14 protein-coding genes and 1 pseudogene are annotated in these 20,489 nt (G+C 64.1%); 11 read left to right on the plus strand and 4 right to left on the minus strand.

The features are described 5' to 3' along the window. The first annotated feature begins 45 nt into the window (after nucleotides 1-45). From hisC to TC41_RS03810, 7 genes are all read left to right on the plus strand, one after another. Nucleotides 46-1,197 carry a histidinol-phosphate transaminase gene (gene hisC, locus TC41_RS03780; protein WP_041695691.1) on the plus strand — a complete coding sequence of 384 codons (1,152 nt, stop codon included), beginning with the start codon at nucleotides 46-48 and terminating at the stop codon, nucleotides 1,195-1,197. A 12-nt stretch (nucleotides 1,198-1,209) separates the two neighbouring features. Next, a complete protein-coding gene (gene pdhA, locus TC41_RS03785) occupies nucleotides 1,210-2,322 on the plus strand; it encodes a pyruvate dehydrogenase (acetyl-transferring) E1 component subunit alpha (protein ID WP_014463681.1) in 1,113 nt (370 codons plus the stop codon). After that, complete coding sequence (locus TC41_RS03790; RefSeq protein ID WP_041694997.1) at nucleotides 2,319-3,302, plus strand: alpha-ketoacid dehydrogenase subunit beta; 984 nt, start codon at nucleotides 2,319-2,321, stop codon at nucleotides 3,300-3,302. The genes pdhA and TC41_RS03790 overlap by 4 nt, the downstream gene beginning before the upstream one ends. A 14-nt stretch (nucleotides 3,303-3,316) precedes the next feature. Further along, entirely contained in the window at nucleotides 3,317-4,645 is a 1,329-nt protein-coding gene (locus TC41_RS03795; protein ID WP_014463683.1) for a dihydrolipoamide acetyltransferase family protein, read from the plus strand. A gap of 12 nt (nucleotides 4,646-4,657) precedes the next feature. Next, on the plus strand, nucleotides 4,658-5,425 hold the full coding sequence (locus TC41_RS03800; RefSeq protein ID WP_014463684.1) for an enoyl-CoA hydratase-related protein: 768 nt from the start codon (nucleotides 4,658-4,660) through the stop codon (nucleotides 5,423-5,425). A 115-nt stretch (nucleotides 5,426-5,540) separates the two neighbouring features. Beyond that, on the plus strand, nucleotides 5,541-6,494 hold the full coding sequence (gene rarD / locus TC41_RS03805) for an EamA family transporter RarD (protein ID WP_014463685.1): 954 nt from the start codon (nucleotides 5,541-5,543) through the stop codon (nucleotides 6,492-6,494). 83 nt (nucleotides 6,495-6,577) lie between these two features. Then, entirely contained in the window at nucleotides 6,578-7,609 is a 1,032-nt protein-coding gene (locus TC41_RS03810; RefSeq protein WP_014463686.1) for an MFS transporter, read from the plus strand. A gap of 40 nt (nucleotides 7,610-7,649) precedes the next feature. Here TC41_RS03810 and TC41_RS03815 read toward each other — a convergent pair whose 3' ends face one another. Together TC41_RS03815 and TC41_RS03820 are read right to left on the minus strand one after the other, a co-directional pair. Then, entirely contained in the window at nucleotides 7,650-8,048 is a 399-nt protein-coding gene (locus TC41_RS03815; protein ID WP_014463687.1) for a (R)-mandelonitrile lyase, read from the minus strand. A gap of 33 nt (nucleotides 8,049-8,081) precedes the next feature. After that, the gene (locus TC41_RS03820) at nucleotides 8,082-9,104 is read right to left on the minus strand and encodes a zinc-dependent alcohol dehydrogenase family protein (RefSeq protein ID WP_041694998.1); all 1,023 of its coding nucleotides are present in this window, start codon (nucleotides 9,102-9,104) and stop codon (nucleotides 8,082-8,084) included. A 658-nt stretch (nucleotides 9,105-9,762) separates the two neighbouring features. Between TC41_RS03820 and TC41_RS03825 the strand changes: the two genes are divergently transcribed. Together TC41_RS03825 and TC41_RS03830 are read left to right on the plus strand one after the other, a co-directional pair. After that, nucleotides 9,763-11,598 (plus strand): ABC transporter ATP-binding protein, encoded by a 1,836-nt coding sequence (locus TC41_RS03825; RefSeq protein WP_041694999.1) that lies wholly within the window; start codon nucleotides 9,763-9,765, stop codon nucleotides 11,596-11,598. Further along, nucleotides 11,595-13,627 (plus strand): annotated as a pseudogene (locus TC41_RS03830) (ABC transporter ATP-binding protein). Before TC41_RS03825 ends, TC41_RS03830 begins: the two are co-directional and overlap by 4 nt. On the opposite strand, the gene TC41_RS03835 reads toward TC41_RS03830, so the two are convergent. Both TC41_RS03835 and TC41_RS03840 read right to left on the minus strand, forming a co-directional pair. Then, a complete protein-coding gene (locus TC41_RS03835) occupies nucleotides 13,617-14,615 on the minus strand; it encodes an acrylyl-CoA reductase family protein (protein WP_014463692.1) in 999 nt (332 codons plus the stop codon). The pseudogene TC41_RS03830 and the gene TC41_RS03835 sit on opposite strands and share 11 nt — an antisense overlap. Before the next feature lie 32 nt (nucleotides 14,616-14,647). Then, nucleotides 14,648-16,720 (minus strand): S9 family peptidase, encoded by a 2,073-nt coding sequence (locus tag TC41_RS03840; RefSeq protein WP_014463693.1) that lies wholly within the window; start codon nucleotides 16,718-16,720, stop codon nucleotides 14,648-14,650. A 116-nt stretch (nucleotides 16,721-16,836) separates the two neighbouring features. Between TC41_RS03840 and TC41_RS03845 the strand changes: the two genes are divergently transcribed. Both TC41_RS03845 and TC41_RS03850 read left to right on the plus strand, forming a co-directional pair. Then, entirely contained in the window at nucleotides 16,837-18,564 is a 1,728-nt protein-coding gene (locus TC41_RS03845) for an ABC transporter ATP-binding protein (RefSeq protein WP_041695000.1), read from the plus strand. Further along, nucleotides 18,561-20,483 carry an ABC transporter ATP-binding protein gene (locus TC41_RS03850; RefSeq protein ID WP_041695001.1) on the plus strand — a complete coding sequence of 641 codons (1,923 nt, stop codon included), beginning with the start codon at nucleotides 18,561-18,563 and terminating at the stop codon, nucleotides 20,481-20,483. Before TC41_RS03845 ends, TC41_RS03850 begins: the two co-directional genes overlap by 4 nt. Nucleotides 20,484-20,489 lie beyond the last annotated feature (6 nt).

Genomic DNA, 20,489 nt, shown 5'->3' on the forward strand with positions numbered 1-20,489 from the left:
GAAGATCCGTCTGCGACCTCTCTTGACATTCTCGCGGAGTCTGGTATGCTTACGATAGTCAAGCAAGCGCTTGTTTTGGTCGAACCGGAGGTGTCGGCGGTGGGGACGGGGTCCATTTTGGCGCGCGGTTCACTGGCACACGTCGGCCGCTACGCGCCCGGCAAGCCCATTGAAGAGGTTCAGCGCGAACTCGGCCTCGCGCGCGTCATCAAATTGGCTTCCAATGAAAACGCTTACGGATGTTCACCGAAAGCCGTGGCGGCCGTCTCGGAGGAGATGGCGCGCGCGGCGCTGTATCCCGAGTCTTTTTCGCCTGCGCTCGCGCAAAAGCTTTCCGTGAGGCTCGGCGTCCGCGAAGATCAGTTGCTGTTCGGCAACGGCTCTGACGAGATCATCGGCCTGTTGACGCGCGCATTTCTCGAGGTAGGCGACGAGGTGGTCATGGCCGATCCCACCTTCACGCGCTACGAGCAGAACGTGGCCATCGAAGGCGGGGTTTCGGTCAAGGTGCCTTGCCGCGATGGCGTACACGATCTCGACGCCATGCTCGGCGCCATCACGGCGAAGACCAAGCTCGTCTTCGTGTGCAATCCCAACAATCCCACGGGCACGACCGTCGGCAAGGATGCCTTGCGTCAGTTCATCGAACAGGTGCCCGACCGCGTGATGGTGGTCGTGGATGAGGCGTACTACGAGTACGTCACGTCGGATGACTACTTGCAGACGCTTCCGCTGCTCGACGCGCATCCGAATCTCGTCGTCCTGCGCACGTTCAGCAAAATCTACGGGCTCGCGGGGCTCCGCATTGGATACGCCGCGCTGCACCCGGACGTGGCCTCCGTACTACACAAGGTAAGAGGGCCATTCAACACCAGTCGTTTGGCGCAGGTGGCCGCGCTCGCCTCCCTGGACGATCCGGACTTCGTCGCGATGTGCCGCGAGCAAAACGCCAAAGAGCGGGACCGCGTCGCCCAGGCGCTTCGCGAGATGGGCCTTCGCGTTTATCCGTCGCAGACCAACTTTCTTCTGTTTGAAGTGCCTGGATCCGGCGCGGCGGTCGCCGATCGCCTGTTGCGCCAGGGTATCATCGTCCGAGCCGGGGAAGGGCTCGGCGTTCCCGGGACGGTGCGGGTCTCGCTGGGAACGCCCGAGGAGAACGACGCATTTCTTCGCGCTATGAAGCATTCCATCGAATGAGGAGGTCTTGGCATGTTGGCCGAACACGATAGGGCAGAGCGGCTCACGGAAATCGCCAAGGCGGAAGGGTTGTACGAGGAGATTCACCTGCTGAAGGAAGACGGCACGCTGGCGGGGCCGGTGGACGACATCCCGCCCGAGGTCATGGTGGCGATGTACCGCCACATGGTGTTCTCCCGCGCGTTTGACCGGAAGGCCATTGCGCTGCAGCGGCAGGGGCGCATCGGCACCTACGCGCCGTTCGAGGGCCAGGAGGCCGCGCAGGTGGCGAGCGCTATGGCGCTCGCGCCGGAGGACTTTGTGTTCCCGTCGTATCGCGATCACGCCGCCACGATGGTGCTCGGTCAGTCGCCCGCAAACGTCCTTCTCTACTGGTCGGGGCGCGTGGAGGGCATTCGCAGTCCGGAGGGCAGGCACATCCTTCCGCCCAGCGTGCCGATTGCGACGCACGTGTTGCACGCCGTCGGCGCCGCCTGGGCCAGCCGGTATCGCAAGGAGAGCGCGGTCAGCATCGCGTACTTCGGCGACGGCGCGACGAGCGAGGGCGATTTTCATGAGGCGCTGAACTTCGCAGGCGTCTTCCACTTGCCGGTGATTTTCTTCTGCCAAAACAACGGGTACGCCATCAGCGTCCCGTTTGCTCGCCAGTCCGCATCCCGCACCATTGCCCAGCGCGCCATCGCGTACGACATCGTGGGCGTGCGCGTGGACGGCAACGACGCGTTCGCGGTGTACCGCGCCGTGAAGGAGGCCAGGTCGCGCGCGCTGCACGGCCTCGGGCCGACGCTCATCGAGGCGGTGACCTTCCGTATGGGCGCGCACACGACGGCGGACGATCCGACGCGCTACCGCGATCAGAAGGCGGTCGTGGAGGCGTGGCAGAAGAGAGATCCCATTGTGCGCCTGCGCCTGTACCTCGAGTCGCAAAAGCTGTGGTCGGAAGCCGACGAGGCGAAGCTTCAGGATGAGGTCAAGAGGCGGGTGGAGGCGGCTGTGGAGGAGGCGCTCGCCATCGCGCCGCCCGACATGGAGATGATGTTCGATCACGTCTACGCGGAAGAGCCATGGCATCTGGCCGCCGAGCGCGAGGAGTACCGCAGGACCCGCGAGGGGGTGTCCGTATGAGCAGGATGTTGAACTTGGTCCAGGCCATCAACGAGGCGCTCGATCTGAAGCTCGCGGACGATGCGCGCGTCGTGCTCCTCGGCGAGGACATCGGTAAAAACGGCGGGGTGTTTCGCGCGACCGACGGCCTTCTCGAGAAGTACGGCGAGGAGCGCGTGATCGACACGCCGCTCGCGGAGTCGGCCATTATCGGCACCTCCATCGGGATGGCGGTCAACGGCCTTATCCCGGTGCCAGAGATTCAGTTCTTGGCGTTCATCTTCCCTGCGCTGGATCAGCTGTTTTCGCATGTCGCCCGAATGAGGTATCGATCGCAGGGGCAGTTCCCGGTGCCGATGACCATCCGCACGCCGTACGGCGCGGGCATTCACGGCCCGGAACTCCACGCCGAGAGCGTGGAAAGTTTCTTCGCGCACACGCCGGGGCTGAAGGTGGTTGTCCCGAGCGGCCCGTACGACGCCAAGGGACTGCTTATCTCGGCCATTGAAGATCCGGATCCAGTGGTGTTCCTGGAGCCCACCAAGCTGTACCGGGCGTTTCGCGAAGAGGTCCCCGAAGGACTGTATCGCGTGCCCATCGGCAAAGCCAAGCGGGTGCGCGAAGGCGAGGACGTGTCCGTGTTCGCGTGGGGCTCGATGCTGCGCACCGCGCTCAAGGTGGCGGAGGCCCTCGAGCGCGAGCGAGGCTTCACGTGCGACGTGATCGACCTGCGCACGCTGTATCCGCTCGATCGCGACGCCATCGTGGAGTCGGTGCAGAAGACCGGGCGCGCGGTGGTGGTGCACGAGGCGCACAAGACGGCGGGGCTCGGGGCCGAGATTGTGTCGCTGATCAACGAGGAGGCGCTGCTCTACCTTCGGGCGCCCGTCAAGCGGATTGCTGGGTTCGATGTGCCGGTGCCGTTCTTCGCATTGGAGGACGAGTACATGCCGACCGAAGCGCGCATTCGCGCGGGGATTGAAGAGACCATCACGTTCTGAGGCGGGAGACGGATATGGAGTTCAAACTGGCGGACATCGGCGAGGGCATTCATGAGGGCGAGATTCTGCGCTGGTTGGTGAAGGAAGGCGATCAGGTGGAGCAGGATACGCCGCTCGTGGAGGTGCAGACGGACAAGGTGGCGGCGGAGCTTCCGTCCCCGGTGGCGGGCGTGATCGAGCGTATCGTGGCGCGCGAGGGCCAGGTGGTGCCCGTGGGCACGGTGCTCGCGGTTATCCGCGAGGCGGGCGCCCATCCGGCGGCTGCGGCAGCTTCGGTGGCGGCGCCTGTTGCGATGGACGCGCAAGCATCCGCGCAGGAGAAGCCCGCCACGCAGGCAAGTGCAGCGCAAGAGGAGCGAGCAACTGCCGCACCTGAGGCCAGTGGAGCCGCGCGGCGAGGAGGCAAGCGGCGCGCGCTCGCCACGCCGCACGTGCGCGCGTTGGCTCGCAAGCTCGGGGTGGACATCGACGAGATCGACGGGACGGGCCCGGTCGGCCGGGTGACGGAGGAAGACGTGCGCCGCTTTGCGGAGGGCGGACGCAGGCCCGCGGTGGAGCCGGCGCGTGGGCACACCGAGCATGCGGTGGAAGCTCAGCCGACAACCGCATCCCGAGTCGCAACGCCCGAGGCGTCCGGTGAGCTCGTGGAGCAGGTGCCGCTGCGCGGGCTGAGGCGGCGCATTGCCGAGCACATGGTGCTGGCCAAGCGCATCATTCCGCACGCGACGCACATCGACGAGGTGGAGATGGATGGCATCGAGGCGCTACGCGAGCGGCTGCGGCCGTACGCCGAGGCGCGCGGCGTGAAACTCACTTTGCTCGCGTTCTTCGTCAAGGCGGTGGCCATCGCGCTCAAGGAGTTCCCGTACGTCAACGCGTCGGTGGACGAGGCGCAGGAGCATGTGCTTCTCAGGCGCTATTATCACATCGGCATCGCGGTCGACACGGAGCATGGGCTCATCGTGCCCGTGGTGAAGCATGCGGACCAGAAGTCCGTCTTCGACATCGCGCGCGAGGTGTCCGATCTCGCCCGGCGGGCGCGGGAAAACCGCCTGTCGCTCGACGAGGTGACAGGCAGTACGTTCACTATCTCGAACGCCGGCGCGCTCGGGGGACTGTACGCGACGCCCATCATCAACTATCCCGAATCGGCGATTCTCGGGATCCACAAGATGGCCCCGCGCCCCGTGGTGCGCAACAACGAGATTGTCATCCGCAACATCGCCCACGTGTCCCTGTCGTTCGATCACCGCATTATCGACGGCGGCATGGCCATTCGCTTCACCAACCGCGTGCGGGAACTGTTGGAGGAGCCGGACCGGCTGTGGGCGGAGCTTCGATAGGGAGGTGCTCGCGTGGCGTACCTTTCCATCCACGATGACGGCCCCGTCCGCGTCATCCACATCGCGCGCGACGAGCGGCTGAACGCGCTCAATCTTGCGCTTGTGGACGAACTGGTTGCGGCTCTCGAGGCTGCGGACACCGAGACGCAGGTGCGCGCCATCGTCGTGACGGGCGGCGACAAGGCGTTTGCGGCGGGCGCGGACATCGCGGAAATGGCGGACAAGACCGCGGTCGACATGAAGCTGCGCGATCAGTTCCGCGCCTGGGATCGGATTCGCGGCGTTCACAAGCCCGTGATTGCGGCCGTGCGAGGCTTTGCGCTGGGCGGCGGTTGCGAGCTCGCCCTGGCGTGCGATCTCGTCATCGCTGGCGAGAGCGCGAAGTTCGGTCAGCCCGAGGTGAAGCTCGGGCTCATGCCGGGCGCGGGCGGCACACAGTGGCTGGCCCGCAGGCTGGGCAAGGCACGGGCCCTTGAGCTTCTGTGGCTGGGCGAGCCCATCACCGCACAGGAGGCCATGGCGCTCGGGCTCGTGAACCGCGTCGTCCCGGACGAGGCGTGCGTGGCTGCGGCGGTGGAACTTGGCAAGCGCTTGGCCGAGATGGCGCCCGTGGCGCTTCGCTGCATCAAGGAAGCGGTGTATCAGGCGATGGACACGGCGCTCGCGGACGGCCTCGAGGCGGAGAGAAATCTCTTTTATTTGCTGTTTGCGACGGAGGATGCGCACGAAGGGATGCGCGCGTTCATGGAACGGCGGACGCCCACGTTTCGCGGCCGCTGATGACGCGGAAGGTTCGGCGCACGGCTGCTCGAGGTCATCCGCAAACTCGCCCGCGGGCACGCCTGCGCGCAAAAGGGGGTGCGCGCGCCGTCATCCTGCGCTATGATGAAGGGCGTTGAACGAGAGAGAAACGGAGTGGCGCGCGGTGACGGATCGCAAAGGGCTGTGGTACGCGTTTTTGGCCTACGCGGGCTGGGGGCTCCTCCCTGCGTATTGGAACGTGTTCGAGCGGATGTCTCCGTATGAGCTCCTGTCGTATCGGATGGTGTTTTCGGCGTTGACCATCTGGATTTGGGTGGCGCTCGCGCGCCGCGTGCGAAACGTGGCGGGCGTGATGCGCGACGGACGCCGGGCGCGGCTCATGGCGCTCGGTTCGCTCATGATCACGGTGAACTGGCTGACGTTCATCGTCGCGGTGAACACCGGCCATGTGGTGGAGTCGAGCCTCGGTTATTACATCAACCCCATTGTGAACGTGCTCTTGGGCCTGCTCCTCTTTCGCGAGCGGCTCGACGGCTGGCAGTGGGGGGCGCTCACCATCGCCATGGCGGGTGTGGGCATTATGATGGGCGCCTACGGACAGGTGCCCTGGCTGGCGCTCGCGCTCGCCGGATCGTTCGGCCTGTACGGCGTGGTGAAAAAGCGCGTGGACGCAGACGCCGTGCAAAGCCTCACGTGGGAAACCACGCTGGCCCTGCCGCTCGCTGCCGCGTATCTCGCCGCCACGTTCGCCACACATCGCGTGACCATCACTCAACTCACAAGCTGGCAGATGGCGTTGCTTGTCCTCAGCGGCCTTTTCACGGCCGTGCCGCTGCTTCTGTTCGCCATGGCCGCCAAGCGGTTGAGCCTCGCGACCCTCGGCATGGTGCAGTACATCTCCCCAACCCTGCAACTCGTCATTGGCCTCGCGGTCGATCACGAAGCCTTCACGCGGGCCGACGCAGTAGGATTTGCGTGCATCTGGATGGCGCTTGCGCTCTACACCATCTCCCTCGTGCGAAACGAGCGGCGTCACCGCCATCGTCCGGCGAATTGCCAAGCGATGAGCGAGGCCGCGAAAGGGTGATATGAATCCATGCCCATGACGCCTAAAGCCGTGTTCCGCTCGGCGATGTTGGATATCACGCCGCTTCGCACGTCGCCCGCGTTTTGCGGCTCTGGATTGGCAGCGGCATCTCCTCGCTCGGGGGCACCATGACGCCCTTCGCGGTCATGCTGCAGGTGTATCGAGCCACGCACAGCACCCTCGATGTCGGGCTGACCGGCCTCGCCAGCGTGCTGCCAGGTGCGCTGTTCGTGCTCCTCGGCGGAAGCGTGGGCGATCGCGCCAATCGCCGCAAGCTCGCTCTTCTCGCCACAACCGGGCAGATGCTCGTGTCCGCAGTCCTCGCTGTGCAGGCGCTCATGGCGTGGTCCGCGTTCTGGCTCATCTACGCGCTGTTGTGCGCGCAGTCGGTGCTTGGAGTTATCAACGCCCCGGCGCGCCGGACGTTTGTGCCGCGCCTTCTGCCCAAGGAGCAGGTGCGAGCGGGGCAGACGCTGAACACTTTGGCCATTCGCTTTGGGGAGGTCGCTCGGCCTTCGCTTGCGGGCGTGATTGCCAGTTTCGCCGGACTCGGATGGTGTTACGCCTGCGACGCGGCGACCTTTCTCGCGGCGCTCTACGCCATCTATCGTTTGCCGCCCATGTTGCCAGAGGCCAATGCCAAGCAGGGGGGCATGTTGGACGGCGTGATGGAGGGGGTGCTTCTTGGGCGATGGCGCGCCCTTCTCGGCGCCATGTTGGCTGATCTCAGCGTCACCGTGCTCGGCGTGCCCACCGCGCTCCTGCCGGCGCTTGTGAGCGAGCGCTTTGGCGGCCGGCCGGAGACGCTCGGCCTGATGATGGGCGCCACCGGCATCGGCGGCCTGGTCATCCTGGCCCTGTCGGGCCCTGTGCGCCACATTCGGTCCGAAGGCAAAGCGATTCTGGTCGCCTGTGCCGCCTGGGCCATGGCTGCCGGGTGTCTCGTGGGGACGGGCGGTCCGCAGCTCGGCAATCTCCGCGCAGGGCTTGTGGGGAGTCTGCTCCCGCCCGGTGCGGCCATTGCCGTCGGCGGACTTTCCACGCTCGCCGCCATCTTTTGCGTCGGTTGGTTCGTGCCCGAGCTGCGGAGGGCGCGCGGGGATGGAGACTTCTGACCCCATTTGCCTTCTCCGCACTCGGTTTTTGAACCGTTTCTCAACCGCGCCGGTATTCGGCCTCCGTGACGTGCTCCATCCAATCGACCGGCGAGCCGTCGAGAGCTTCCTGAATCGCCACGTGCGCCATGGCGTGCTCTGGTGAAGCGCCGTGCCAGTGCCTTTCGCCAGACTCGAACCAAACGATGTCCCCAGGGTAAACCTCCTGGACCGATTCGCCTTCTCGTTGGACCCAGCCTACGCCTTCTAGGATGATCAACAGTTGGCCAAGCGGATGCGTGTGCCACGCCGTTCGTGCACCGGGTTCAAATCGGACGACCGCCGCGCCCACGCGGGATGGCTCCTCCGCGTTCCAGACGGGCGTGATGGAGACGCGCCCTGTGAAGGTCGCGGAGGACCCAGCGGACGGTTTGCGCTCTCGGTTGCGGACAATTTTCATGAGAACTCCTCCCTTGACGTCTCGCGACAAGACTCACGCGTCCGGCCACAATAAGGCTTTGATGGCGCGGCGCTCGTGCATGGCTCGATAACCTTCCGCCACCTGTTCAAGCGGCAGTTCGAGATCGAACACTTTCCCGGGCTGAATCTTCCCTTGCCAGACCAACTGGATGAGATCCGGCAGGTATCGGCGGACCGGCGCCGGACCTCCATGCAGGTGAATCTGTTTGTAAAACAGCAGCCGTCCGTCCAAGGACACGCCGTGTGGCACGCCGACGAAGCTCATATGTCCGCCCGGGCGCGTGCACTGGATGGCCTGCATCATGGCTTCCTGCGTGCCGACGCACTCGAGCACCGACTCCGCGCCGAGGCCGTCCGTCATGTCCAGAATGCGCTTGACCCCTTCGTCGCCTCGCTCCTCTACAATGTCCGTGGCGCCAAACTCCTTCGCCAGGGCCTGTCTCTTCTCGTGCCGGCTCATCACGATAATCCGCGAGGCGCCCATCTGCTTGGCCGCGATCACGGCGCAGAGTCCCACGGCGCCGTCGCCCACAACCACGGCGGTCTTGCCTGGACGTACTTCCGCAGCGTCTGCGGCAAACCAGCCTGTGCCCATCACGTCCGAGAGCGTGAGAAGGCTGGGAATGAGGGCGCGATCCGGCATGCCCGGGGTGGGCACGAGGGTGCCGTCTGCCCAGGGGATGCGCACGTAAGGCGCCTGGGCGCCGGGGATGCTGCGCCGATTGACGCACGAGGACGGGTACCCCGCTTGGCAGATGGGGCACGTGCCGTCGGTCGCGAAAAACGCCCCAATCACAAATTGTCCTGGCTTCACGTGGCGGACGTCCGGGCCGACCTCTTCGACGATGCCGACGTATTCATGTCCCATGGGGATGGGTTTCTCGATAGGGTTCAGCCCGCGATACGTCCAGAGATCAGAACCACATACGCAGGTGGCGACGATGCGAATGATGGCGTCGGTAGGTTCCTCAATCCGCGGGTCTTCTCGATCTTCGTAGCGGACATCCCACGGAGCGTGGATCACGGTACCTTTCATGCGCAAGGCCTCCTTCGTCAAGGTTCAGGTCTATTCTTTCACATCGCTTGTCCCAATGCCTAATCGGTTGTGACTCGTTGCGAGGATCCGTGAGGATTTCTACACAGGGGGCAAGATTTCGTGTAGATTGATCAACTTGATGGTTCGTGATGGCGTGTTTGTCGCGGGTTGTCGCCTTGGTTCTTGTCTTGACGCGCAAGTGACCGGCCCCATAGTTCACGGCCCCAGGGGGCGGTCACTGCTCAAAGCTATTCAAGCGAATAGCAGCGCGCAGGGATCCTGCCCAGGCGTCGGTGCCTGAGCATCGGTGCCGCGAACTCCGGCGCTCTTCTCGTTGTTCGTAAGTGTACTATACTTGCAATATTCGTCCATGCGGCCGTTGTTCTGCCTCCGAGGTTCTTCGGCGTTGACGCGCTTCACCAGAAGTGATATGTTCAATTCTGACAGTCTGCACGGAAGAGGGGAGGTCGAAGCCCGTGGTTCGGATGACGAAGCGACCCGTCAACCCATTCGCGCTTTCATTTGCGGCTCGACCTCCTCGCGCGAGCGCCATGTAGGGCGCTGGCGCGAGCTGCACAGGCGGCTCGCGCCAACTCATTCCACACTCGGACTGGGCATGCCGCGTGGGCATGCCTTTTTGCGTCTAGGGGGCCTGTTTGTGTTTCAAGTGTTGTGGAAGCTTCGCCATTTTTTCTGGGAGGAACGCAAGCGATACGGGATCGCCGTCGGACTCCTGCTGTTCCTCAATGTCGTCGATGTCATTCCGCCCTATCTCATCGGGCGAGCTATCGACCTCATGAGCCAGCACGGGATGACGCTCAGGGCGCTTGCCGAGCTCGTCGGCGCTCTGCTCCTCACCATTGTGGTGTCGTACGTGTGCGGCGTGACGTGGCAGTATCAGCTGTATTCCGGCGCTCGGACGCTGGAATTGTCGCTGCGCCGTCGGCTCATGGAGCACTTTCTCAAGATGACCCCGCCCTTCTTCGAGCAGAATCGCACGGGCGACCTCATGGCGCGATCGACGAATGACCTGAATGCGGTCATGCAGACGGCGGGATTCGGCATCCTGACGCTCATCGATTCGACGACGTATTCGGCGACCATCCTCGTCACCATGGCTGTGCTCGACGGATGGAAGCTTACCTTGTTCGCGCTCGTGCCCATGCCGTTCATCGCGCTCGCCATGACGAAATTCGGCCAGATGCTGCACGACCGGTTCGAGCGGGCGCAGGACGCCTTCGGGGACATGAATGATCGCGTCCTGGAGACGGTCGCGGGCATTCGCGTAGTGCGCGCGTACGCGCAGGAGCAGAACGAGGAGCGCCGCTTCGCCGAGACGATGGCGGACGTGTATCGGAAGAACATTGCCGTCGCGAAGATCGACGCCCTGTTCGACCCGACCATCAGCCTCCTCGTCGGCGTGACGTACCTCATTGGCCTGGGCTACGGCACGTACCTCGTCTTCCAGAGCCAGCTCACCGTGGGGCAGCTCACTTCGTTCAACGTCTACCTAGGCATGCTGATCTGGCCCATGCTGGCCTTTGGGCAGCTCATCAACATCATGCAGCGCGGCAATGCGTCTCTGGACCGCGTGAACGAGACGCTCGCCTACGAGCCCGACGTGGTGGACGCGGACGGAGCGGTGGAGGTGGCGCGCATCGACGAGATCCGCTTCGAGGGCTACTCGTTCCGCTACCCGTCGTCCGAGCGTGACAACCTGGTGGACATCGATCTCGTCATTCGCCGCGGCCAGACTCTCGGTATCGTGGGCAGGACGGGCAGCGGCAAGTCGACGCTCGTGAAGCAACTCCTGCGTGAGTATCCCGTGGGGCATCGCGGCCGCCTGTTGGTGAACGGCCTGCTCATTCAGGATGTCCGGATCGACGCGCTCCATCGTTTGGTGGGCTATGTCCCGCAGAATCCGATGCTGTTCTCGCGCAGCGTGCGGGACAACGTCCGCTTCGCCAAGCACGACGCGACGGACGAAGAGGTCCTTCGCGCGCTCCATCTCGCCGGATTTGCGGAGGACATCCCGCGGCTCCCGGACGGGCTCGACACGCTCGTCGGCGAACGGGGCATTTCGCTGTCCGGCGGGCAGAAGCAGCGCATCGCGCTCGCCCGCGCGCTCATTCTGGATCCGGATCTGCTAATTCTCGACGACGCGATGTCGGCCGTGGACGCGCGCACGGAGGCGCACATCCTGCGCTCCATCCGCCGCGTGAGGCAGGGGCGCACTACGCTCATCGTCAGCCACCGCATGTCGGCCGTTCAGCACGCGGACTGGATTGTGGTGCTCGACGAGGGACGCATTGCCGAAGCGGGCACGTTTCAGGACCTCATGCGGCTCGGGGGTTGGTACGCCAAGCAGTACCTGCATCAACAGGCGTTTGGCGAAGCCTCGGGCGATCTCGCCGAAGACGCGGAAACACCTGAAGAGGATGCGCCCGGCGCGCAACCGTCGCTCGCCGGGGCGGACAGGGGGGATGTGCGATGAATCGTTCCGCATCGGTCCGCGTCGGACGGCGCCTCGTGCAGTATGCGGCGCACGCGCGCGGCGCCATTGCCGCGGCGCTCGTCTTGCTTGTGCTTGCGGTGGCCGCGCAACTCGCGGGTCCGTTTGTCGCCAAAACCATCATTAACCGGGACATCGAGGGCGTGCAGCAGGTCTGGTATCGAGCGCCTGCGGGCGTGCCCGGCGCGGTGCGCGTGGATGGACAACTGTACGTGCGTGGCGACAAGTTGCCACACGGAGCGCCGAGACAACAGCCGCACACGCTCATGACGCTCGGAACGACCGCATACTTCCTGCCGGGGACGGTGCAGGCCATTGCGGCGGGGCCTCGCTCCGGCGAAATTCGCGAGGAAGTCGGGGGTCACTGGCGCACCGTATCTGCGCACCCCATCAGCCGGGCGCAGATGTTCGCGTTCTACCGGCCGGAAGTGCCGAACGTCATCCGGCTCGCCCTATTGTACTTCGCACTGCTCGTCGCCTCCGCCGTCTTTTTATACGGCCAGCAGTATCTGTTGGAGGTGTCTGCCAACCGCATCCTGCAGCGCATGCGGCGCGATGTGTTTCATCGCATCCACTGCCTGCCCGTTTCGTACTTTGACAACACGCCTGCAGGAAAATCGTGTCCCGCATTACGAACGACACGGAGTCGATTCGCGACTTCTACGTGAACGTGCTGGCGAACGTGCTCTCGAGCGCCGTGACGATGCTCGGCATCTATGTCGCGCTTTTCATCCTGAATGTCGATCTCGCCCTCCTGGCCTGCGCGCTTTTGCCTATCCTGTTTCTCTGGATCTGGCTGTACCGCCGGTACACGGTGCAGGTCAACCTGCGCGTGCGCGCACTCATCTCCGAGATCAACGCCATGCTGAACGAGACCATCCAAGGCATGCCGATTATCCGCGCGTTCAACCGGGAGACGCGGACGGCCGCCGAGTTCAACGAGATGAACCAGGCCTACTACGAGGGCCAGACGAGGCTTCTGCGCGTCAACTCTGCTACGGGGTTCAACCTCGCGGCCGTCCTGCGCAACTTGTTCTTCGCGGCTATCATCGCGTGGTTCGGGTGGCGATCCCTCCATCTCGAGTCCATCGTGTCGCTCGGCGTGCTGTACGCGTTTGTCGATTACCTGAACCGCCTGTTTCAGCCGCTCACCCAGATTGTCAACCAGCTCGCGACGCTCGAGCAGGCGCGGGCATCCGCCGCGCGCGTCTTTGAGCTCCTCGACGAACCTGGCGTGGAGCCCGAATACGGCGCCATCCCGCGCTTTCGCGGCGAGGTCGAGTTCGATCACGTCTGGTTCTCGTATGACGGCGTTCATCCGGTGCTGCGCGATATCACGTTTACCGCGAAGCCCGGGCAGACCGTCGCGCTCGTCGGCCACACCGGCTCCGGCAAGAGCTCCATCATGAATCTCCTGTTGCGCTTCTACGATCCGGATCGCGGCGCCATCCGGATCGACGGGCAGGATATCCGCGAGATTCCTCCGCAACAGCTGCGGCAGCACATGGCCATCGTGCTTCAGGATCCGTACCTGTTCACGGGGACCATCGCGTGGAACGTCGGCCTCGGGGACCCTCGTGTAAGCCGCGAGCGCATCGAAAAGGCGCTTCGGGACGTCGGGGCGGATCGGCTGCTGAGGAACCTGCCGGGCGGCATCGACGAGCCCGTGCTCGAAGGCGGCAGCACCCTTTCCGCCGGCGAGCGCCAGCTCATCTCGTTCGCACGCGCACTCGCCTTCGATCCGGCCATCCTGGTGCTCGACGAGGCCACCGCGAATGTCGACAGCGAAACCGAGCGCCTCATCCAAGATGCGCTCCAGGTCCTGAAGCGGGGGCGCACCACGTTCATCATTGCGCACAGGCTGTCGACGATTCGCGATGCGGATCTCATTCTGGTGCTCGACCAGGGCGAGATCGTCGAGCGTGGGACGCACGACGAGCTGATGGCGCTCGGCGGCCGCTATCGCCAGATGTACGAGTTACAGACGAAGGCGCTGGGTGTCACAGGTTGACGACGGCGCGGCCCTTCATCCGGCCCGCGAGGATCTCCTTCAGGGCGCTGTCGAGATCGTCGAGTGTGATGTCGTGGCCGATGTGGCTGAGCGCCTCGTCGCTCGGCTTCCACGGCCCGGCGAGCCGCCGCCAGATCTCGCGGCGCGTCTCCATGTCGAGCCACACGGAGTCGATGCCGATGATGGCCGCCTGGCGGCGGAGGAACGGGAACACGCTGGCGGTGAAGTCCGGCCCGCCCGTGTAACCGCTGATGGCGATGACGCCGCCGTACTCGAGGCGCTGGAGCAGGTGTGGCACGTACTTGCCCGACACCGGGTCGATCACACCGGCGTAGCGAGCCTGCACATTCAGGTACGATTCGCCTTCCTGCAGCAACAGCGCGTCGGGGCGCACCACGTCGTCCGCGCCGAGAGTTTTCAGCCAGTCGGCGGCTTCATCCTTGCGGGTCGACGCCACCACGCGGTACCCGGCCCGTTTGGCAATGGCGATGCCGGTCGCGCCGACGCCGCCGGTGGCGCCCGTCACGAGCATGGTGCCCATGGCGGGAGACACGCCGTTTTGCTCCATGCGGTACAGGGACAGTGCGGCGGTGAACCCGGCGGTGCCGAGCACCATGGCGTCGCGCAGCGACAGCCCGTCGGGAAGCGGGACCACCCAGTCGGCAGGCACGCGAGCGTATTCGCTGAAGCCCCCGAAGTGGCCCGTGCCGAGATCGTAACTGGTGCAGATGACGGGATCGCCCGGTCGGAACCGGGCATCCCGCGATTCGACGACTTCCCCGGCGAGATCGATTCCGAGCACCATGGGGTAGCGCGTCACGAGTCGGCTGGCGGGCTGGGAACAGATCCCGTCCTTGTAGTTGACGCTCGAGTAGCGGACGCGGATGAGCACCTCGCCTTCGGGCAGTTGGTCCAGGGTGAGCTCGCGGACGCCGGCGCGGTGTGCGTGGCCGTCCTGTTCCACCATGTAGGCGCGAAACGTGGTCATCTCGTGTACCTCCTTCGGTAGGCATGAGTGCATCAGGAAGCGGTTGAACGCTTTGGCGACACGCCGATGTGGTAGAGCAAAAACGCGTGGATCTCGGCCGACTCCCGCAAATGCTCGAGCCTGCCAGAGGATCCGAAGTGCCCGGCGCCCATGTGGGTTTTGAGCACGAGCGCCTCCTGGCCTGTCTTGGTGGCGCGCAGCTTCGCGACCCACTTGGCAGGTTCCCAGTACGCGACGCGCGGATCGTTGAGCCCTGTGGTGACAATCAGATGCGGGTAGCGCTTCGGCTCGACATTGTCGTACGGGCTGTACGACTTCATGTAAAAGTAGTACGTCTCGTCCCGCGGATCGCCCCACTCGTCCCATTCGAGCGTCGTCAGCGGGATGGTGGGATCGAGCATGGTGGTGACGACGTCGACAAACGGGACGCCGGCGGAGATGGCGGCAAACCGATCCCCGCCCATGTTGGCCACGGCGCCCATGAGGAGGCCGCCCGCGGACCGCCCGTCGGCCGCCAGTTTTTCGGGCGACGTGTAGCCCTCGCGGATGAGCGCATCTGCACAGGCGATGAAGTCGGTGAACGTGTTCTTCTTCCGCAGCATTTTGCCGTCTTCGTACCAGTGCCGGCCCATCTCGGATCCGCCCCGGACGTGCGCGATGGCGTAAATCACGCCGCGATCGAGCAAGGGGAGGAGCAGCGTCGGCATGAAGACGGGATCCAGGTTGTGTCCGTAGGAGCCGTATCCGTAGAGAATGCACGGCGCGGGTCCGTCTGCGCGCGCATCCTTCCGGTACACGAGCGAGACGGGGACGTCGGTCCCGTCGTTCGCCTTCGCCCAGAGGCGCTCCTGTACGTAGTCGGACGGATGGTACGGGCCGTTGACCGGCTGGCGGTGAAGTTCCTTCCTGGTGACGCTCACGGGATCGAGCGCGTAGGTGGTGCGCGGCGTCAGAAACGACTCGTATTGAATCAGCACCTCGCGCGTGTCGTAGCGGCGATTCGCCGATACGGAGACGGTGTAAAGCGGCTCGTCCCACTCGAGCCGCGTGAGGCGCCCGTTGGCAAACGTCCAGATCTGCGTCAGGCCGCCTTCCCGGCCTTCGATCACGACGGCCTCACGGAACGGGTGAACGCCGGTGAGATACCGGGCCTCGTCGTACGGGAACAGCTCCTCCAGGCGCTCGTCATCGCACGGCGCGATGGGGTGGCGAAACAGGCTGAAGTTCGGGCGATGGAGATTCGTCAGGACGAGAAACGCGTCGTCCCAGTGCTCGAGCTCGTATTCCACATCGGCCTGGCGCGGGCGAAACACGGTCCACTCGCTGAGCGGATCGTCCGCCGGCAGGTAACGGACCTCCGTCGAGGTCTTCGTGGAGGAGGTGAGGAACAAATACCTGCCGCTCTGCGACTTCGCGAGCGTGAGGATGCAGGTCTCGTTGTCCTCCTGGTACAAGAGCGCGTCGTGCTCGACCGGATCGCCAAGCCGATGCCGGTACAGGCGGTACGGTCGCTGCGCCTCGTCGACCGTGATGTAGAACAGGTACTGGCCATCCGCGCTCCAGGCGACGCTGCCGTCGATGAATACGCCCTCGATGCGATCCGGCAACATTTCACCCGTGGTGAGATCCTTCACGAGAAGCGTGTACCGATCCGTCCCGTCCCGGTTTTCCAGGTACGCGAGCCGCTTCTCGTCCGGGCTCGTGGCGAGCACGGTCACACTCAGGTAACCGTCGCCGGCGAGGTCGTTCAAATTGAGGACAATCTCCTCCTCGGCAGCGGCCAGGGCCTCGCGCGAGGCCGCCCGCTTGCGAGCGTGAATGGGATATTGCAAGGACTTTTCCATGCGCGTGTAGTAGAAGTATTGGTCTCCCTGGACGGGAACGCGCTCTTCCGCGTCGGGAATGCGGGCCACCATGTCGTCGTACAGCTCGTCGGTGAGCGGCTGGATGCGCTCCATGAACCACCGGTAGTATGTATTCTCGTCTTCGAGATACTGGATCACATCGGGATTGTCGCGTTCACGAAGCCAATAATACGGGTCCATTCGGCGGTCTCCGTGAATTTCGAGCACTTTCGGAATCGCTTTTGCCTTCGGCGCTTCCATGAGGTCACTCCTTCGCGGCGTTGATGGCGGTTTCAACGCGATTTCAAGGCTTCACAAGTATCATACCATGCGGCGTTTGCTGGCGCCTGTCGCTGGCGCACATGGGGGTGGGTGGCTTGCGCAAGCTGTTTCCCTATCTGCGGCCGTACCGGCTGCGCATTGTTCTCATCGTGACGTTTATCTTCCTGCAGGTGCTCGGAAACCTGTATTTGCCGACGCTCATGTCCGAAATTGTCGACAACGGTGTCTTGAAAGGCAACCTGGCGTACATCGTCCGCATGGGCGGGTTCATGCTCGGGGTCTCCATCGTCGCGGTGGGCTTCTCCATCACGGCGAGCTACCTGTCCTCGCAGACGGCGGCGAGCTTCGGCAAGCACCTCCGGCGGGACCTGTTTGCGCACGTGCAGACGTTTTCACTGGAGGAGATCGACCGGTTTTCGACGGCGTCGCTCATCACCCGGACGACGAACGACATCACCCAAGTGCAGCAGCTCGTCAACATGATGCTGCGCATGATGATCATGGCGCCGCTCAACTGCATCGGCGGCGTGCTCATGGCTGTCTACACGGATGCCAGGCTCTCCGTCGTGGTCTGGATGATGCTCCCAGTGCTCGCGGGCGTCATTGTGCTCGTGTTTGGACGGGCGAGCCGGCTGTTCCGCCTCATGCAGGGAAAGATTGATGTGCTGAATCGCGTGTTGCGCGAGAACCTGACCGGTATTCGCGTCATCCGGTCGTTCAACCAGGTTGCGCGCGAGGCGGCGCGGTTCGATCGCGCCAACGCCGATCTCACGGGCACAACCACGCGCGTGCAAAAGATCATGGCTGCCTTGTCGCCGGCGCTTATGCTCGTCATCAACCTGGCCGTGATCGCCATCCTCTGGTTTGGCGGTGTGCGCGTGGCGAGCGGAAAGATGGAAATTGGCTCGCTGATGGCGTTCATCCAGTATGTGACGCAGCTGTTGTTCGCCATCATGATGGTGTCCATGATGTTCTTCATGATCCCGCGCGCAAATGCGTCTGCCAACCGCATCTGGGAGGTCCTGTCGAGCGAGACGCGCATTCGCAATCCGGAATCGCCAAGGTCGGAACCTCAGGCCGCAGGGCTGGTCGAGTTTCGGGGCGTGACGTTCCGGTATCCCGGCGCGGAGGCGCCTGCGCTGTCGGACATTTCGTTCGTCGCAAGGCCGGGTGAGGTGACGGCCATCATCGGCGGGACGGGATCGGGCAAGTCGACGCTCGTGAGCCTCATCCCTCGCTTCTACGACGTGGAGTCCGGGTGCGTGCTCGTGGGCGGGATCGACGTGCGCGCGTGGGACCAGGAGGCGCTGCGCGCGCAGATTGGCTATGTGCCACAGAAATCCGTCCTGTTTAGCGGCACCATCGCGGACAACATCCGGGTGGGCCGCGAGGACGCGACGGACGAAGAGGTGCGCGAAGCGGCCCGCATCGCGCAGGCGCTCGAGTTCATCGAGCAGATGCCAAACGGCTTCGACGCGGTGGTGGAGCAGGGCGGGAGGAATCTTTCGGGCGGTCAGAAGCAGCGCCTTTGCATCGCCCGGGCACTTGTGCGCCGAGCACCCATTTACATCTTCGACGACAGCTTCTCGGCGCTCGACTTTCGGACCGACGCGCGCCTCCGCCAGGCGCTTCGCGAGGCCGTGAGCGCGGCGACGGTCATCATTGTCGCGCAGCGCGTCAACACGATTCGCGATGCGAACCAAATCGTTGTGCTGGACGAGGGACGCGTGGCCGGGATCGGCACACATGAGGAGTTACTCGCCAACTGTCAGGTGTACCGGGAGATTGTCCGGTCGCAGCTCGGAGAGGAGGTCACGGCATGAGTCAGGATCGGCGGGAGATGCCGGCCATGCGTCCGCCCATGCCGATGCGCCACGGCGGCATGAGACCGGGAATGCCCGTGCAGAAGCCGAAGGATTTCGGCGGCACTGCGCGCCGGCTCATGCGGTACTTTCGGCCGCACGCATGGCGCATCGGGCTGGTGTTCGTGATGACCGTGCTCGGGACGCTCTTTTCCATCCTCGGCCCGGACGTCATGAAGGGCATCACGAACGATCTCGTCGCAGGCCTGCGGCACAAGTGGATGCATTTGCCCGGTCCTGCATTCAATTGGACGGACATTGTGCGCGTGCTGGAGGAACTGACAGGTCTCTACGTCCTGTCGAGCCTGTTCAATTACCTGCAGCAGTACATGATGGCTGGCGTGGCTCAGAAGACTGTGTACGCGCTCCGGCGGGACGTGTACGCGAAGCTCGAGCGTTTGCCGCTTTCGTTCTTCGACGGCCGGCCCATCGGCGATGTCATGAGCCGGTTTGTGAACGACTTCGACAACATCGGCAACACCCTGCAGCAGGCGTTGCTCCAGTTCGTATCGAGCATCGTGACGTTTGTCGGCGTGATCGCGGTGATGTTGTCCATCAGCCCGCTGATGACACTCGTGATGTTTCTCACGTTGCCGCTGTCGTTTTACGTGACGCGGTTTGTCACGAAGCGATCCCAGGGGTTTTTCGTGGGCCAGCAGCGGGCGTTGGGGCTCTTGAACGGCCACATCGAAGAGATGTACACCGGACACGCCATCGTGCGCGCGTTCAACATGGAGCGGCGGGCGCTGGAGACGTTCGATCGGCATAACGAGGCGCTGTACGAATCCGGATGGAGGGCGCAGTTCGTCTCGGGTCTCATCTTCCCGCTTAACAACTTTATTGGCAACCTGGGGTACGTGCTTGTCAGCGTGATTGGCGGGCTGTTTGTGGCGCGCGGCGCCATCAGCATTGGGGACATTCAGGCGTTCATCCTGTACGCTCGCCAGTTCTCCCAGCCCATCACCCAGCTGTCCAGCATCTCGAACGTCATCCAGTCGACCATCGCGTCTGCGGAGCGGATCTTCGAGCTGTTGGATGAGCCGGAGGAGGCGCCGGATCCCGCGGACCCTGTGTGCCTCCGTGAGCCGCGCGGCGCCGTGGCGTTTCACCACGTCTCCTTCCGCTACAGGGACGATCAGCCGCTCATCGAGGATCTGAACCTCGAGGTCGCCGCAGGCCAGACCGTGGCCATCGTCGGCCCGACCGGGGCTGGCAAGACGACGCTCGTGAATCTGCTGATGCGGTTCTACGACGTGCGCGAGGGTTCCATCACCATCGATGGCATCGATATCCGCGACATGACGCGCGCGGATCTCCGCAGCCTCTTTGGCATGGTGCTCCAGGACACGTGGCTGTTCCATGGCACGATACGAGAGAACATCGCATACGGACGACCGGGGGCAAGCGAAGAGGAAATCCTGCGCGCCGCGCGCGCCGCGCGGGCGGATCACTTCATTCGAACCCTGCCGGACGGCTATGACACCGTCATTAATGAAGAGGCATCGAACCTGTCTCAGGGACAGAAGCAGCTCATCACCATCGCCCGCGCCATTTTGGCCGATCCCGCCATTCTCATTCTCGACGAGGCCACTTCGAGCGTGGACACGCGTACCGAGCTTCTGATTCAAGAGGCGATGCAGCGATTGATGGAAGGCAGGACGAGTTTCGTCATCGCGCACCGGCTGTCCACCATTCAAAACGCCGATCAGATCCTCGTCATGAACCGAGGGCGCGTCATCGAACAGGGCACGCACCGCGAACTCGTGCAGAAAGGTGGCTTCTACGCCGAGTTGTATCGCAGCCAGTTTGCAGGATCCAGCGTCGACGAAGCCCTGCGCGAGGCGTCCCGAAGCGGGGCGGCGCAAATCAGCGGCTTGTGATCAAAA

It is taken from the genome of Alicyclobacillus acidocaldarius subsp. acidocaldarius Tc-4-1 (genome assembly GCF_000219875.1).
Lineage (GTDB): Bacteria > Bacillota > Bacilli > Alicyclobacillales > Alicyclobacillaceae > Alicyclobacillus > Alicyclobacillus acidocaldarius_A.